9 protein-coding genes and 1 pseudogene are annotated in these 14,720 nt (G+C 74.3%); 1 reads left to right on the forward strand and 9 read right to left on the reverse strand.

Annotated elements, in window-relative coordinates; all coding sequences use genetic code 11:
- Nucleotides 1-84: 84 nt before the first annotated feature.
- From GC157_04490 to mshB, 6 genes and pseudogenes are all read right to left on the reverse strand, one after another.
- Nucleotides 85-1,083 (reverse strand): response regulator, encoded by a 999-nt coding sequence (locus GC157_04490; GenBank protein ID MBI1376728.1) that lies wholly within the window; start codon nucleotides 1,081-1,083, stop codon nucleotides 85-87.
- Between the two features lie 34 nt (nucleotides 1,084-1,117).
- Complete coding sequence (locus tag GC157_04495) at nucleotides 1,118-3,331, reverse strand: response regulator (GenBank protein MBI1376729.1); 2,214 nt, start codon at nucleotides 3,329-3,331, stop codon at nucleotides 1,118-1,120.
- A gap of 6 nt (nucleotides 3,332-3,337) precedes the next feature.
- A pseudogene (locus GC157_04500) lies at nucleotides 3,338-3,847 on the reverse strand (methyl-accepting chemotaxis protein).
- A 1,184-nt stretch (nucleotides 3,848-5,031) separates the two neighbouring features.
- Nucleotides 5,032-5,934 carry a hypothetical protein gene (locus GC157_04505; GenBank protein MBI1376730.1) on the reverse strand — a complete coding sequence of 301 codons (903 nt, stop codon included), beginning with the start codon at nucleotides 5,932-5,934 and terminating at the stop codon, nucleotides 5,032-5,034.
- Nucleotides 5,935-6,141: 207 nt separating this feature from the next.
- Entirely contained in the window at nucleotides 6,142-8,145 is a 2,004-nt protein-coding gene (locus GC157_04510; GenBank protein MBI1376731.1) for an AAA family ATPase, read from the reverse strand.
- A gap of 175 nt (nucleotides 8,146-8,320) precedes the next feature.
- Nucleotides 8,321-9,322, reverse strand: a complete 1,002-nt coding sequence (gene mshB, locus GC157_04515; GenBank protein ID MBI1376732.1) for an N-acetyl-1-D-myo-inositol-2-amino-2-deoxy-alpha-D-glucopyranoside deacetylase — start codon at nucleotides 9,320-9,322, stop codon at nucleotides 8,321-8,323.
- Between mshB and GC157_04520 the strand changes: the two genes are divergently transcribed.
- Nucleotides 9,321-11,408 carry a prolyl oligopeptidase family serine peptidase gene (locus tag GC157_04520; protein ID MBI1376733.1) on the forward strand — a complete coding sequence of 696 codons (2,088 nt, stop codon included), beginning with the start codon at nucleotides 9,321-9,323 and terminating at the stop codon, nucleotides 11,406-11,408. The genes mshB and GC157_04520 overlap by 2 nt on opposite strands.
- Before the next feature lie 37 nt (nucleotides 11,409-11,445).
- Here the strand turns inward: GC157_04520 and GC157_04525 are convergent, their stop codons facing one another.
- From GC157_04525 to GC157_04535, 3 genes are read right to left on the reverse strand one after another with little or no spacing between them, the layout of a single operon-like run.
- Nucleotides 11,446-12,600 (reverse strand): dipeptide ABC transporter ATP-binding protein, encoded by a 1,155-nt coding sequence (locus GC157_04525; GenBank protein ID MBI1376734.1) that lies wholly within the window; start codon nucleotides 12,598-12,600, stop codon nucleotides 11,446-11,448.
- Nucleotides 12,597-13,664 (reverse strand): ATP-binding cassette domain-containing protein, encoded by a 1,068-nt coding sequence (locus tag GC157_04530; GenBank protein ID MBI1376735.1) that lies wholly within the window; start codon nucleotides 13,662-13,664, stop codon nucleotides 12,597-12,599. Before GC157_04530 ends, GC157_04525 begins: the two co-directional genes overlap by 4 nt.
- Complete coding sequence (locus GC157_04535; GenBank protein ID MBI1376736.1) at nucleotides 13,661-14,650, reverse strand: ABC transporter permease subunit; 990 nt, start codon at nucleotides 14,648-14,650, stop codon at nucleotides 13,661-13,663. The genes GC157_04530 and GC157_04535 overlap by 4 nt, the downstream gene beginning before the upstream one ends.
- Nucleotides 14,651-14,720: the final 70 nt, after the last annotated feature.

The following is a 14,720-nucleotide window of genomic DNA, read 5'->3' on the forward strand; positions in this document are numbered from 1 at the left end:
CCCGACCCTAGCCGCGGGCCGGACGGCCGGCGCCCGCGGTGCCCGGTCCCCGCCCGGCGGCCGCGGAGCAGGCCCGTGCGCCGGTCAGGCGCGGACGCCGGAGAGCCGGGCGTGGTCGATGACGACGGCGGCCGGGGACGCGACCAGGCGCAGCGTGGTGAGCGCCGACTCGCCGAACGCGTTGGCGACGCCGCTGGACAGCGCCAGCAGGCCGAGCAGCCGCCCGCCGGCGCGCAGCGGCATCGACAGGAACGTGGCCATGCCGGGGCTCTCCAGGCCGTCCGGGTCCGCCGCGCCCAGGCGCCCGTGGGCGTCGGCGAGCATCGGCGAGAGCTCGGTCATCGACGTGCCGAGGCCGGTCGCCTGCTCGGACGCCTCGGCGACCGCGGCCAGGAAGTCGCGGTAGTGCTCCTCGGTCACCTCGCGCGACACCGACACGTACGTCGCCTCGGGGTTGAGCCCGTCCGGGCCCAGCAGCATGACGCTGACCAGGTCGCAGTCGACGATGCGCTCCATCGCCTCGAGCACGGCCGCCACCGTCTCCTCGAACCCGTGCACGTCGGCCGCGATCGAGGTGACGTCCTGCGTGACGGAGGCCTCGAACAGGTTGCGGTCCAGCAGGTCGCACACCCGCACGAGGACGTCGTCGTCGGTGAGCTCGAGCGGGTCCGGCTTGATCGGCGCGCGGCCGCCACGCGCCGCGCGGGACGCCTCGATGGCCGCGGTGACCGCCTCGACCAGCTCCGGCGCCTCGAAGTCCTTGGTGAGGAAGCGGTCCGCCCCGGCGCGCGCCCCCCAGTAGCGGTCGCTCGCGGCGTTGAGCGACGTCAGGAACAGCACCGGCGTGTCCGCCGTCTGCCAGTCGTCCTTGAGCACGCGCGCCGCGACGTAGCCCGAGACGCGCGGCATCTGCACGTCGAGGATCACCACGTCGGGGTTGGTGCGGAACACCGTCTGCACCGCCTCGACGCCGTCCTCGGCGAGGACCACGTCGAACCCCGCCGCGGCGAGCACGCCCCCCACGATGCGGCGCATCGTGGGGCTGTCGTCGGCGACGAGGACCGTCGGCTGCTGGTCGGTCATGGCGTCCTCCGGTGGGGGATCTGGTCCGTGGCGGTCATCGGCCGACCAGACGTCGGACGGCGTCCACCAGCGCGTGCTGGTCGAACTCGCTCTTGAGCAGGTACGCGTCGGCCCCGGCGTCGAGGCCCGCGCGCTTGTCGGCGTCGTCGCCCCGCGACGTCATGATGACGACGGGGACGTTCTCCCAGCCGCGGGTGCGCCGGATGGTGCGCGTGAGGGTGAACCCGTCCATGCCGGGCATCTCGACGTCGGAGAGCACGAGGTCGACCGGTTCCTGCTGGAGCCGGTCGGCGCCGTCGAGCCCGTCGACCGCCGTCACCACCTCGTAGCCGGCGGCCTCGAGGATGGTCCGCTGGAGCTCGCGCACGCCGATCGAGTCCTCGACGACGAGCACCCGCGGACGGCCCGGACCAGTAGCGGTGCGGCGCGCAGCGGGCGCCTGGGCGTCGCCCTGGGCGTCGGCCGCGGGCTGCTCGGACCCCGGCACGGGCAGCTCCGAGGTGCCGGTGAACCGGGCGCCGAGCTCGCGCAGGTCCACCAGCAGCAGCACGGACCCGTCGTCGTCGATCGTCGCGCCGGACGTGCCGGGGAGCTCGCCGAGGAAGTCGCCGAGCGGGGTGACGACCACCTCGCGCTCGGCCTCGACCTCGTCGACGGCCCACGCCAGCGGCGTCCCGGCCGGCCGGGCCACCACGGCCACCCGCGCGTGGCGCGGGCCGGCCACGCCCAGGGCCGACCCCAGGTCGGCGAGCGGGACCGTCTCGTCGCGGCGGACCACCACGAGCGAGCCCGCGACCTCGTGGACGTCGGCGTCGGCCAGGCTCACGGTCTCGAGCACGCCCGGCAGCGGGACGCCGAACCGCTCCTGGCCGCAGCGCACCACCAGGCAGCGGACCACGCCGAGGGTGACGGGCAGCGTCAGCACGAAGCGGGTGCCCTGCCCGGGCGCGCTGTCGATCTCCACGGTGCCGCCGAGCGCCTCCACCGACGTGCGGACGACGTCGAGGCCCACGCCGCGGCCGGAGGTCTCGGTGACGTCGGTGCGCGTGGAGAACCCGGGCTCGAAGAGCATGCGGTGCAGCGCGTGCGGCGCCGGCGCCGCGCCCTCCTCCACGCGTCCGGTACGGACCAGGGCCGCGAGCAGGGCGTCGTCGTCGATGCCGGCGCCGTCGTCGGCCACCTCGACCACCACCGTGGAGCCGGCCTGCCGCGCGGTGACGGTCACCCGGGCGCGCCGCGGCTTGCCCGACCGGACCCGCTCGGCGGGCGGCTCGCACCCGTGGTCCACGGCGTTGATCACCAGGTGCCGCAGGGCCTCCGCGACGCCGTCGAGCACGCGCACATCGAGCTCCACCTCGGCCCCGACGGTGACCAGCTCGACCTCCTTGGCCGTGGCGGTCGCGACCTCGCGGACCAGCGCCGGGAAGCCGGCGAGGAGCCGGCGCACCGGCACGGTGGCCAGGCCCATCGCACCCTCGCGCACCCGTCCGATGCGGCCGAGCGCGTCCTCGCTGCGGGTGCGCAGGTCGCGGGCCAGCGCCTGGAGGCGGTCCGTGGCTGCCAGCACGGCGGTCGCCGCGTCCGACACCTCGGACGACGACGCCCCCGAGAGCACGGACTGGCGCAGCCCCCGGACCAGCGACTGGTGCTCGGCGAGCAGGGCCGCGCACTCGAGCGCCTGGCGCTCGAGCCGCCGCACGTCCACCTCGGCCTCGCCCACGACGTCGAGCAGCCCGTGCACGCGGCGGGTGGGCACGCGCACGTGGTCCCCGCCCCGCCCGCCGGCGAAGGCGGCGTCGTCGTCGTCCACGTCCGGGTCGGCCGCGGCCGCCTCGGGCAGCCGGGGCACCTCCACCGGGTCGGCGCCGGCCAGCGCCGAGTCGAGCGCGGCGACGACGTCCTCCACGGCCGAGGTCGGCACGTGGCGGTCGGCGCCCGGCATCGAGCGCCCGATCGCGTCGGTGGTGACGAGCAGCAGGTCGACGAGGTCGCGGCGCACGGCGAGGCGCCCGTCGCGCAGCATGCCCAGCAGGTCCTCGGCCCGGTGGGCCAGCGTCACCACGGCGTCGAGCCCGAGCATCCGGGCCGAGCCCTTCACGGTGTGGGCGTCGCGGAACAGCGACTCGACCAGCTGGCGCGGGGCGCGCCTGCCCTCCAGCCCGAGCAGCCCGTCGCGCAGCGACGCGAGCCGGTCCTCCACCTCCGCGCGGAAGGTGGCGACCAGCTCGGGATCGTCGGACCAGGCCATGCGGGCCTACGCGACGCGGAAGCGCGAGATCGACTCGCGCAGCTCGGCGGACAGGGCGTGCAGCTGCGCGGCGGCCGCGGCCGACTGCTTGGACCCCACGGCGTACTGGCGCGACACGTCCGACACCTGCGTCATCGCGGCCACGACCTGGTCGGACGCCGAGCGCTGCTGCTGGGTCGCGATCGAGATCTCCTTGGCCGCGGTCGTCGTCTCGTCGACCATGCCCGAGATCCGCTCGAGCGCCTCGACGACGTCGCGGGCGAGGTCGGCCCCCGCGTGCACGTCGCGCGAGCCCTCCTCGGTGGCGAGGATCGTCGCGTGGGTCTCGGTCTGGATCTGCGCGACGATCGCCTGGATCTGGCCGGCGGACTCCTGCGACCGCTCGGCGAGCTTGCGCACCTCCGCGGCCACGACCGCGAAGCCCCGGCCGTGCTCGCCGGCGCGCGCCGCCTCGATTGCGGCGTTGAGCGCCAGCAGGTTGGTCTGGTCGGCGAGGTCGTCGATCACCTCGAGGATGCGGCCGATCTGCTGGCTCTTCTCACCCAGCGACAGGGCCCGCGCGGCGATCGAGTCGACCCGGTCGGCGATCTGGTCCATCGAGCGCACCGAGGCGGAGACGGCCTGCCGGCCCTCCTCCGCGTGGCGCAGCGTCTCCGCGGCATAGCGCGCGACCGCCTCCGCCGTGTCCGCGATCTGCGCGGCGGTGGCCGCCAGCTCCTCGATCGTCGACGTCGTCTCCGCCACCGCGGAGGACTGCTCCGTCGCGCTGGCGGCGTGCTGCTCCGCGGTCGCGAGCAGCTCGACGGCGCTGGTGGAGATCTGCTCGCCCCCGGCGCGGACCTGTTCCACGAGGGCGCGCAGGCTGTCCAGCGCCTGGTTGACCGACTCCGACAGCACCACCACGGTGTCGTCGGGCTCGTCGAGCCCCTCCCCCGTCATCGAGCTCACGTCGATGGCGGTCGACAGGTCGCCCGCGGCGGCGCGCTCGAGCTGGGCGGTGAGGGCGTCGACCCGGGCGGCGAGCTGCTTGCGCTCGCGGGTGGACTTGCTCTCGAAGGCCAGCACCGCCTCGGTCAGCTGCGCGTCGATGAGGGTCATCGCCGGCAGGGCCACCAGGGCGAGCAGGCCCAGCGGCACCGCCGACCCGGTCCAGGTGTGGGTCACCAGCCCGGTGAAGGAGACGCTGAGGGCGAGCAGCACCGCGAAGCCGGCGAGCAGCCAGCGGGAGAAGAGCAGCGACGCGAAGAGCACCGTGACGGCGAGGAGCGCCGAGGTCGGCGCGAGCAGGCCGCCGCTGGCGCAGGCGAGCCCGGTGATCGCGACCACGCAGGCCAGCAGGATCACCCGGCCCACGGTCACCACCTGGCGCAGCGCCACGCCGGCCCGGCGCGCGCGGACGGCCAGCACGGTCGTCAGGGCGGCCAGCAGCACGGCGAACGCCGTCCAGGCGACCACCTGCGGGACGTCTACCTGCGCCTCGGGCACGAACACCGACGTGAGCCAGGCGGAGAGCGGGCCGCCGACGGCCAGCCCCCACGTGGCGATGCACGCGATCACGGCGATGCGCTTGCTGAACTCCACGACCCACCCACCGTTCGTCCCGGGGACCACACGCCCCTCACTGGTGCTTCGGGCGGTCCCGGGGTCACCTGAAGGGGTGAACGGCCACCGGCTGCGAGACGCCGGTGGCCCCGGCGTGCTCAGCCGCGCGAGGCGCGCGTGCGCAGGGCCAGCAGCGCGGCCGTGCCGAGCACGGCCACGCGTCCGGCGGGTCCGCCGTCGGCGAGCCCGGACACGAGCCGGCCGGCGCCGGGAGCCAGCGTGGACGGCGCCGGCTCGAGGTCCGGCGGCACCTCCACCAGGCCGGCCACGGCCTCGGCGACCAGGCCCGCCTCGAGGCCCTCCGCGGAGATCACCACGAGCCGCGCGCTCGAGGGCAGCGGGCCGGCGTCGAGCCCGAGCAGGGTGCGCACGTCCAGGAGCGGCAGCACGTGGCCGCGCCAGTTGACGACGCCGGTCACCCAGGCGGCGGTGCCCGGCACGCGGGTGGCCCGCGGCAGGGCCGCGACCTCCGCGACGTCCGGGGCGCAGACGGCGTAGCGGCCGCCGCCCAGGCGCACCACGACGTGGTCGACCCCCGTGGACTCGGGCTCGGCGACGTCGTCGTCGAACCACGTGGCCCCCGGGTCCTGGCCGCGGGAGGGCAGGGTGACGGTCACCTGGGCTGCATCGGCGCGCCCGCGCCGACCCTGAAGCGACCGCGGCGTCAGTCCGGCGCGGCCGGGGTGTCGCCCGGATCGGGTCCGGGCGCGACGAGCGGGCGCGCCTCGAGCGAGGCCACGAGCTCGGCCGTGCCGCGTGGGAGGGGGACGGCGGCGGCGAGGGCGGCCAGAGCCGCCCCGCCGATCAGGTACACCTGCGTGCGCAGCACGTCGGGCAGCAGCACGTCGCCGCCGGGGCCGGTCGTGGCCAGCACCAGGGTGGGCAGCAGCCAGCCCACCGCCACCGCCGCGCCGCCCGAGCGCGACCCCACCAGCCAGGCCGCACCGCGGGTGCACACCAGGATGCCGAGCAGCACCAGCACGAGGCCCCACGGCACCCAGGCGCCGCGCACCTGGGTCCGCACGGCGGCCAGGCCGGCGCCGAGAGCGCCGAGGAACAGCCCGCCGGCGAACAGGGCGGCGAGGGTGAGCCGGCTGACCCGCACGCGGACCTTCCTGGGGCGCGGCTCCCCGGGGTCGGCCGGGGGCGCCGCGGGGGCGTCGTCGCTCACCGGGCGAGCCTAGGGCCCTCCGGTTGCGGCGGCCGCGTCAGGACCCGGCGGTGCCCGCCTCGGCCGCGAACGGCACCCGCTCGCGCAGGTCGACCGTGCGGGGCGCGGCCGACGCCGCCTCGAGCACGTCGGTGATCTCGCGGCCGATCAGCTCGTGGCGCTCGAGCAGGGCGTCGCGCAGCGCCTCGACGAGGTGGCGGTTCTCACTGAGCAGGGCGCGCGTCGCCGCCTTCTGCTCCTGCAGGATCCGCTCCACCCGGGCCCGGCCGTCGCCGTCGGCGAGCACCCGGCCCACGATGTTGGTGTCCGAGAGCGCGCCGGACTGCACCGCGGAGTACGAGATCAGGGTGTCGGTCATCCCGGCCGACCCGACCATCTGCGCCGCGACGTTCGTGGCGTAGAGGAGGGCGCCGGCCGGCCCGGTGGAGACGTCGTCGAAGAACAGCTCCTCGGCCGACTGGCCGCCCATCGCGATGCGGATCAGCCCGAGCATCTCGGTGCGGGAGCGGGTGAACACGTCCTCGGCGTCGCCGTGCGCCAGCATGCCGAGCGCGTCGCGGCGCTTGACGATGGTGAGCACCTCGAGGCGGCGGTGCGGCGCGACCAGCCACGCCGTGACGGCGTGCCCGGCCTCGTGCGTCGCGATGAGCGTGCGCTCGTGGTCGGTGTAGGCCACCGGCTGGCCCATGCCGACCTCCTCCACGAGCCGGGCGCGCTCGACGTCGGCCCGCGACATCGCGTGCTCCCCGCGGCGCAGGGCGTTGACCAGGCCCTCGTCGAAGAGGTGCTCGATCATCACCGGCGTGTAGCCCTGGGTGACCGACGCCAGCGAGTCGCGCACCTCGTCCTCGTCGAGCTCGACGGCGTGCGCCTTGCGCTGGAGGAAGAAGTCGATGAGCGCACGGCGACCCGACTTCGAGGGCGCCTCGAAGGTGAGCCGGCGGTCGAACCGGCCCGGGCGCAGCAGCGCGGGGTCGAGGTTGTCCGCCCGGTTGGTGGCGGCGATGAGCAGGACGTTCGTGGACGGCGGGACCGGCCGGCGCAGCTGGCGGCCGGGGGGCAGCAGCAGGTTGAGCCGGTCGATGACGCCGGTCCGCAGCTTCTGCCAGCCGGTCGGGTCGTCGAACGACTGCATCTGCACGAGCAGCTCGTTGACGACGCCGCCCACGCCCTCGGTGGACAGCGCCCGGTTCTGCACCGGGCCTGCGGGCGCCGCGGAGGCGTACGACGACGGCAGCCCCTCGAGGCCGCCGCAGCACGCGCTCCCGGTCGCCCGCGACGGCAGCGGCGTCATGGACAGGCCGCCGCGCGCCATGGCGATCGCGTCGATCTCCTCGATGAAGCCGATCGCGCCGCCCTCCTGGCGGGCGGCCTTGCGCAGCGCCTTGAAGTACGAGCGGATCTTGCGGGCGGTGGCGCCGTAGTACATCGACTGGAACGACGTGGCCGAGACGAACAGGAACGGCACGCCCGCCTCGCGGGCCATGGCCTTGGCGAGGTAGGTCTTGCCGGTGCCCGGCTGGCCCTCGAACAGCAGCCCCCGGCGCGCGGTGCCGCCCATCTCGGCGGCGAACGTGCGGTGCGCGAGGAAGAGGTTGAGCGAGCGCACCACGTCGTCCTTCACGACGTCGATGCCGATCACCTGGTCGAGGGAGACGTCGATCTGCTCGGGGCGGTAGGTGACGTGCGGCGAGCGACCGGCTCCCACCGTGGTCCCCAGCAGGACGCCGAGCAGCGCGATGAAGAACAGCGCCGGCACGAGCAGCATCGGGTCGATGCTCGGCAGCGTGATGTTGGTGATGTCGAACGGGTCGCCCGAGGCGATGCGCAGGGCGAGGTAGCCGGCCGGGATCAGCAGCAGCAGGAACAGCCGCCCGAGCCTGCGGCGGCGCGAGCGCTCGCGGGCGAGCCCGACGTCGGCCTGCGAGCGGCGCAGCGTCGCGCTGTCGGCCAGCAGCGCCGAGACCGGCGCCGGGGCGACCTGCGCGGACGCCTCCGTCGTGGCCGTCGACGCCTCGCCCCTCGTCCCCTGTCGCCGCATCCTGAGGTCTCCGTCCGCCGGTTCCGGGTGCGCCCTCAAGGGCGTGCACACATCGTCACCGACGCGCGGCCCGAGGACCTCGTCCGACCGGCCGTTCTCACCCGTGTGGAGTACCCCGGAGGGCCCAACCGTCACGACCCGTGACGGCGCGCTCGCCGCGGCATCCTCCGAACGGTCAGATCCCGGCGAACAGGTCCGTCTCGCGCCCCGCCGCGTCCGGCTCGCCACCGGCCTCGCCGCGCACCCGGCGGAAGAACTCGATCCCCAGGGCTCGCGAGCCGAGCATGTTCGACAGCGCGAAGAAGCCGTCCTCCACGCTGATCTGGGTGGCGTGGGCGCGCATCGCGGCCACCTTGGCGTCGATGAACTCCTGCGCGTCGATCACCGTCGTGACCAGGTCGTCGTCGCAGGCGAAGGGGATGTCGTCGGGGTCCATCGCCGCGAAGCCGGCCTCCTCGCCCATCTCGCGCAGCGCCGCGATCCCCTCGCGGACGACCGACTTGGGGAACGCGGTCCAGTAGATCTTGGCGATGTCCCATGCCGGGCCGAGGTCGGTGCGGAAGGACGGCGCGGCCGCCAGCAGGCTCGCGTACATGGCCACGCGGTGCGCCTGGATGTGGTCGGGGTGGCCGTAGCCGCCGAAGTCGTCGTAGGTGACGAGCACCTGCGGGCGCACCTCGCGGATCACCGGCACGAGGTCGGTGGCGGCGGCGAGCAGGTCGGCCTGCCAGAACGCGGCCGGGTCGTCGTTGTCCGGCAGGCCCATCATCCCGGAGTCGCGGTACTTGCCCGCGTGGCCGAGGAAGCGGTGGTCGGTGACGCCGAGCTCGGCCATGGCGGCCGCGAGCTCGACCTCGCGGTGCTCGCCGAGGGTGTCCTCGCGGTCGGCGGCGCGGTGCGCGTGCTCCTCGACGAGGATCTCGCCCTCCTCGCCGCGCGTGCAGGTCACGAGCGTCACGTGCGCACCCGCGGCCGCGTAGCGGGCCATGGTGGCGCCGCTGCCGATGGTCTCGTCGTCGGGGTGCGCGTGCACGAGCAGGAGGCGGTGGTCGGCTGTGGTCACGCCGGCGAGCCTAATCGGGACCGGCGCGCCCGCATCCGGCGTTCGCTCGCGGCGATCGGGAGCCCGGCGCGTGAGGAGGGGGACCGCGTCGCGGGGCTGAGAGGATCCGGGCATGCCCGACGAGTCGTTCCCGCGCCAGCACGCCCGCACCCTGCGCTTCACCGCCGGCGCACCTCGGTCCTTCACGCTCTCGCCCGACGGGTCGCGCGCCGTCTTCGTGCGGTCGCGGTCCGGCACGGACACCGTCGGCCGCCTCTGGGAGGTCGACGTCGCGTCCGGTGCCGAACGGCTGCTCGCCGACCCCGCGGTGCTGCACGAGGGCCCCGAGCAGCTCTCGGCCGAGGAGCGGGCGCGGCGCGAGCGGATGCGCGAGGGCAGCAGCGGGATCGTCGGCTACTCCACCGACCGTGCGGTCACGACCGCCGCGTTCGCGCTGTCCGGCGGCCTGTACGCCGTGGACCTCGACGGCGCCGGCGTGGTGCGGGCGCTCGACGTCCCGGGCCCGGTGATCGACCCGAGGGTGTCGCCCGACGGCCGGCACGTCGCGTACGTCTCGGGCCGGTCCCTGCGCGTGGTCGGCACCGACGGCACGGGCGACCGCCCGCTCGCCGACGCCGCGCACGCCGACGCGACGGCGGGGCTCGCCGACTTCGTCGCCGCGGAGGAGCTCGACCGTCAGCGCGGCCACTGGTGGTCGCCGTCGTCGGACGCGGTCCTGCTGGAGCACGTCGACGAGTCGCCGGTGCAGGAGTGGTGGATCGCGGACCCGGTGGACCCTGCGGCCGCGCCGTACCGCCACCGCTACCCGGCGGCGGGGACGGCCAACGCGGCGGTGCGCCTCGAGCTCGCCCGGCTCGACGGCACGCGGGCCGCGGTCGCGTGGGACCACGACGCCTGCCCGTACCTCGTCGACGTGTCCTGGTCCGAGCACGGCGACCCGCTCGTGGTCGTGATGTCGCGCGACCAGCGCGAGCAGCGGGTCCTCACGGTCGACCCGGCCACGGGCGCGGTCCGCGAGCTCGCCCGGATTACCGACGATCACTGGGTGGACGCCTGGCCCGGTGCCACGCGCTGGTCGCCCGACGGGCGGCTGCTCACCTGCCGGGCGGACACGGCCACCGACACCTACCGGCTGCACCTGGGGGACGACTGGCTCAGCCCGGCAGGCTTGCAGGTGCGCGGCGTCCTCGAGACCGACGACGACGGCGTCCTCGTCACGCTCGCACCGGAGCCCACCGTCGCGTCCGTCGCGCTGGTCGGATGGGACGGAGCGGTGACGGTGCTCGACGACACCGGCTGGAGCCTGGCTCGCCGCGCCGGCGGCACCCTCCTGCTGGTGCGCCGGTCGATGGCCTCCACCGCGGCGTCCTACGAGCTGCACCGCGCCGGCGCGGTCACGACGGTGACCAGCCATGCGGAGACCCCGGCGGTCACGCCGCAGGTGACGGTGATCGAGGCGGGCGAGCGTCGCGTGCGCACCGCGGTCCTGTTCCCCACCGGCCACGAGCTGGGGTCGCGGCGCCTGCCGGTGCTGCTGTGCCCCTACGGCGGCCCGCACCACCAGGAGGTCGTGTCGTCGCTGCTCGGCTACGGCGAGGACCAGTGGTTCGCCGACCAGGGGTTCGTGGTCGTGGTCGCCGACGGGCGCGGCACTCCCGGGCGCGGCCCCGCGTGGGACCGCGGCGTCCACGGCGACCTCGCCACCCCGGTGCTCGAGGACCAGGTCGACGCGCTGGCGGCAGTCGCGGCCGCGTGGCCCGACGACGTCGACACCGCGCGGGTGGGCATCCGCGGCTGGTCGTTCGGCGGCTACCTCGCCGCCCTGGCGGTGCTGCGGCGCCCGGACGTGTTCCACGCGGCCGTGGCCGGCGCGCCCGTGACCGAGTGGCGGCTCTACGACACCGCGTACACCGAGCGCTACCTCGGGCACCCGGGCGCGGACCCGGCGCCCTACGACGCCTGCTCGCTGCTGCCGTCAGCGCCGGGCCTCAGCCGGCCGCTCATGGTGATCCACGGCCTCACCGACGACAACGTCGTGGTGGCCCACAGCCTGCGGCTGTCCGGCACGCTCACGGCCGCCGGCCGCCCGCACCAGGTGCTGCCGCTGTCCGGCGTCACGCACATGACGCCGCAGGAGGACGTCGCGGAGAACCGCCTGCGCCTCGAGCTGGAGTTCCTCCGCCCGGCGCTGGGCGCCTGAGCCACGGCGCGGAGCAGCCTGCTCCGCGCCGACCCTCCTACTGCTCGAGCGTCTCGTGCCGACCCGGCTCGAGGTGGCGCGAGGCCTCCTCGGCGCCCATCTCGCCGGGGATGCGCGAGTCCTGGGGCGGCTCGTAGCGCTCGGGCACCTCGGGGCGCACCTGCCCGTCGGACGGCGCGCGCACGGCGTCCGTCACGGTCTCGACCGGGAAGTGGCAGGCCACCTGGTGGCCCGGGCGCAGCTCGCGCAGCTCGGGCTTCTCGACCGAGCAGCGCTCCTGGGCCTTCCAGCAGCGGGTGTGGAACACGCAGCCCGAGGGCGGGTTGATGGGGCTGGGCAGGTCGCCCTGGAGCAGGATGCGCTCGCGCTTGGCCGACGCCGCCGGGTCCGGCACCGGCACGGCGGAGAGCAGCGCGTGCGTGTAGGGGTGCAGCGGCTGCTCGTAGAGGCTGTCGCGGTCGGTCAGCTCCATGATGTGGCCGAGGTACATCACCGCGACGCGGTCGGAGATGTGCCGCACGACGGAGAGGTCGTGGGCCACGAAGACGTAGGCGATGCCGAACTCGTTCTGGATGTCCTCGAGCAGGTTGATCACCTGCGCCTGGATCGAGACGTCGAGCGCCGACACCGGCTCGTCGCACACCACGAGCTTGGGGCGCAGGGCGATGGCACGGGCGATGCCGATGCGCTGGCGCTGGCCGCCGGAGAACTCGTTGGGGTAGCGGTTGTAGTGCTCGGGGTTGAGCCCGACGCGCTCCATGAGGTTCTGGACCTCGGCCTTGACCCCGCCCTTGGGCTCGACCTTCTGGACCCGGAACGGCGCGGAGATGATCGTGCCGACGGTGTGCCGCGGGTTGAGCGAGTTGTACGGGTCCTGGAAGATCATCTGCGCCTCGCGCCGGAAGGGCACGAGCTGCTTGCGGGTGAGCTCGCTGATGTCCTCGCCGGCGAGCTCCACCTTGCCCTCGGTGGGCTTGAGCAGCCGGAGCATGGTGCGCGCGGCAGTGGACTTGCCGCAGCCGGACTCGCCCACGAGCCCGAGCGTCTCGCCCGCGTCGACGTGGAGGTCGATGCCGTCGACGGCGCGCACGTGCCCCACGACCTTCTTGAAGATCGCGCCCGAGGTGATCGGGAAGTGCTGCTTGAGGCCGGTGACGCGCAGGACAGGCTCGCTGCCGGCGGTCGCGGTCATGCGGACTCCTCGGTGACGACGGTGCCGAGTCGTTCGGCGGCGATGGCGCGGCGGGTCTCGGCCGGCAGGTGGCAGCGCACCTCGTGGCCGGGCGCCGTGGAGAGCAGGTCGGGGCGATCGGTGTCGCAGCGGTTCCCCGGCACCTGCTCGTGGTAGGTGCAGCGCGGCCGGAAGACGCACCCCTGCGGCAGGCGGATGAGCGAGGGCGGCAGGCCCGGGATCGGGTCGAGCCGCTCGGCCCGGCCGCGGTCGAGCCGCGGCATGGAGGCGAGCAGGCCCAGCGTGTAGGGCATCTCGGGCCGGTGGAAGACGTCGTCGACCGAGCCGTGCTCCACGAGGCGGCCGCCGTACATCACGACCACCTCGTCCGCGACGTCGGCGACCACGCCGAGGTCGTGGGTGATGATGATGATGGCGGTGTTGAAGTCGCGCTGGAGGTCCTGGAGCAGCTGGAGGATCTGCGCCTGGACGGTCACGTCGAGGGCCGTGGTGGGCTCGTCGGCGATGAGCAGCGAGGGCCCGTTGAGCAGCGCCATGGCGATCATGACGCGCTGGCGCATGCCGCCGGAGAGCTGGTGCGGGTAGTCGTCGACGCGCCGGTCCGGGTTGGGGATGCCGACGCGGTCGAGCATCGCGATGGCCTGCTGGCGGGCGGCGTTCTTGTTGACGTCCTGGTGGACCTGCACGGCCTCCACCAGCTGGCGCCCGATCGTGTAGAAGGGGTGCAGGCTCGAGAGCGGGTCCTGGAAGATCATGGCCATCTTCTGGCCGCGCAGCGCTCGCACCTCCTCGTCGGTCGCGGCGACGAGGTCCTGACCGTCGAGGAGCACCTGACCGGTGACCTTGGCGGTCTTGCGGTTGTGCAGGCCCATGATCGCCTGCGAGGTCACGCTCTTGCCGGAGCCGGACTCGCCGACGATGGCCAGGGTGCGGCCGCGGCCCACCTGGAAGGAGACGCCGTCCACCGCGCGGACGAGGCCGTCCTCGGTGGGGAACTCCACCCGCAGGTCGCGGACGTCGAGGAAGGGACCGGTGGCGCCACCGGTCGTGGACGCGGCGCTCATACCAGCCTCACCCGCGGGTCGATGACGGCGTACAACAGGTCGACCACGAGGTTGGCGACGATGATGAACGTCGCCGTCACGAGCGTGATGCCGACCGTGACGGGCAGGTCGGCGTCGACCACGGAGTTGACCGCGAGGCTGCCCAGGCCGGGCAGGCTGTAGATCGACTCGGTGATGATCGCGCCGCCGAGCAGGCCGGCGAGGTCGAGGCCGGCTGCCGTGACGATCGGGGTGAGCCCCGCGCGCAGGCCGTGGCGGCGGATGACGATCCGCTCGCGCAGCCCCTTGGCGCGCGCGGTGCGGATGTAGTCCTCGCCGAGGGTGTCGAGCATCTGGTTGCGCGTGAGCCGCATGTAGAACGCGGCGTAGAGGAACGCCAGGACGATCCACGGCAGCAGCATCGTCTGGAAGAACTGCAGCGGGTTGTCGAACGGCGATATGTAGGACGGGTACGGCAGCAGCTGCCATTTCAGGATGACGAAGAACAGCAGCACGAGGCCGATGAAGAAGGAGGGCAGCGAGTAGCCGATGAGCGAGGAGCCCATCACGAGCTTGTCCTGCCACTTGCCGCGGCGCAGCGCGGAGTAGATGCCGAGCGTGACGCCGACCGTGATCCAGATGACGAAGGCGCCGATCGCCAGCCAGAAGGTGGTGGGGAAGCCCTCCTTGATCAGCGTGGTGACCTCTTCACCGCGCTTGAAGGAGTAGCCGAGGCACGGGGCGTCGCACTGGTACGTGGCGGTGCCCGAGCCGTAGGTGCGTCCGACGAAGATGCCCTTGAGCCACTCCCAGTACTGCTGCCAGACCGGCAGGTCGAGTCCCAGGTTGTGGCGGTTGGCCGCGATCACCTCAGGTGTGCAGGCCTTGCCGCAGGTCAGCCGCGCCGGGTCGGTGGGCAGGACGCTGAACAGCAGGAACACGACGAGGGTCAGCAGCAGCAGCATCAGCACCATGCTGATGACACGCCGGACGATGTACCCGCTCACGGGCGGAAGCCTTCCATGTCGTACGAGACGGACTGCGCCGACCCGCCCGGTGGGGCGGCTGCGCGGCGTC

The sequence above is a fragment of the Frankiales bacterium genome, from assembly GCA_016125335.1.
Taxonomy (GTDB): domain Bacteria; phylum Actinomycetota; class Actinomycetes; order S36-B12; family CAIYMF01; genus Longivirga.

What these genes read in the sequence shown, in the direction of transcription:
- GC157_04490 (MBI1376728.1), bottom strand. Translation starts at nt 1,083, where the DNA reads ATGACCGACCAGCAGCCGACGGTCCTCGTCGCCGACGACAGCCCCACG.
- GC157_04495 (MBI1376729.1), bottom strand. Translation starts at nt 3,331, where the DNA reads ATGGCCTGGTCCGACGATCCCGAGCTGGTCGCCACCTTCCGCGCGGAG.
- GC157_04510 (MBI1376731.1), bottom strand. Translation starts at nt 8,145, where the DNA reads ATGCGGCGACAGGGGACGAGGGGCGAGGCGTCGACGGCCACGACGGAG.
- GC157_04520 (MBI1376733.1), top strand. Translation starts at nt 9,321, where the DNA reads ATGCCCGACGAGTCGTTCCCGCGCCAGCACGCCCGCACCCTGCGCTTC.
- mshB (MBI1376732.1), bottom strand. Translation starts at nt 9,322, where the DNA reads ATGCCCGGATCCTCTCAGCCCCGCGACGCGGTCCCCCTCCTCACGCGC.
- GC157_04525 (MBI1376734.1), bottom strand. Translation starts at nt 12,600, where the DNA reads ATGACCGCGACCGCCGGCAGCGAGCCTGTCCTGCGCGTCACCGGCCTC.
- GC157_04530 (MBI1376735.1), bottom strand. Translation starts at nt 13,664, where the DNA reads ATGAGCGCCGCGTCCACGACCGGTGGCGCCACCGGTCCCTTCCTCGAC.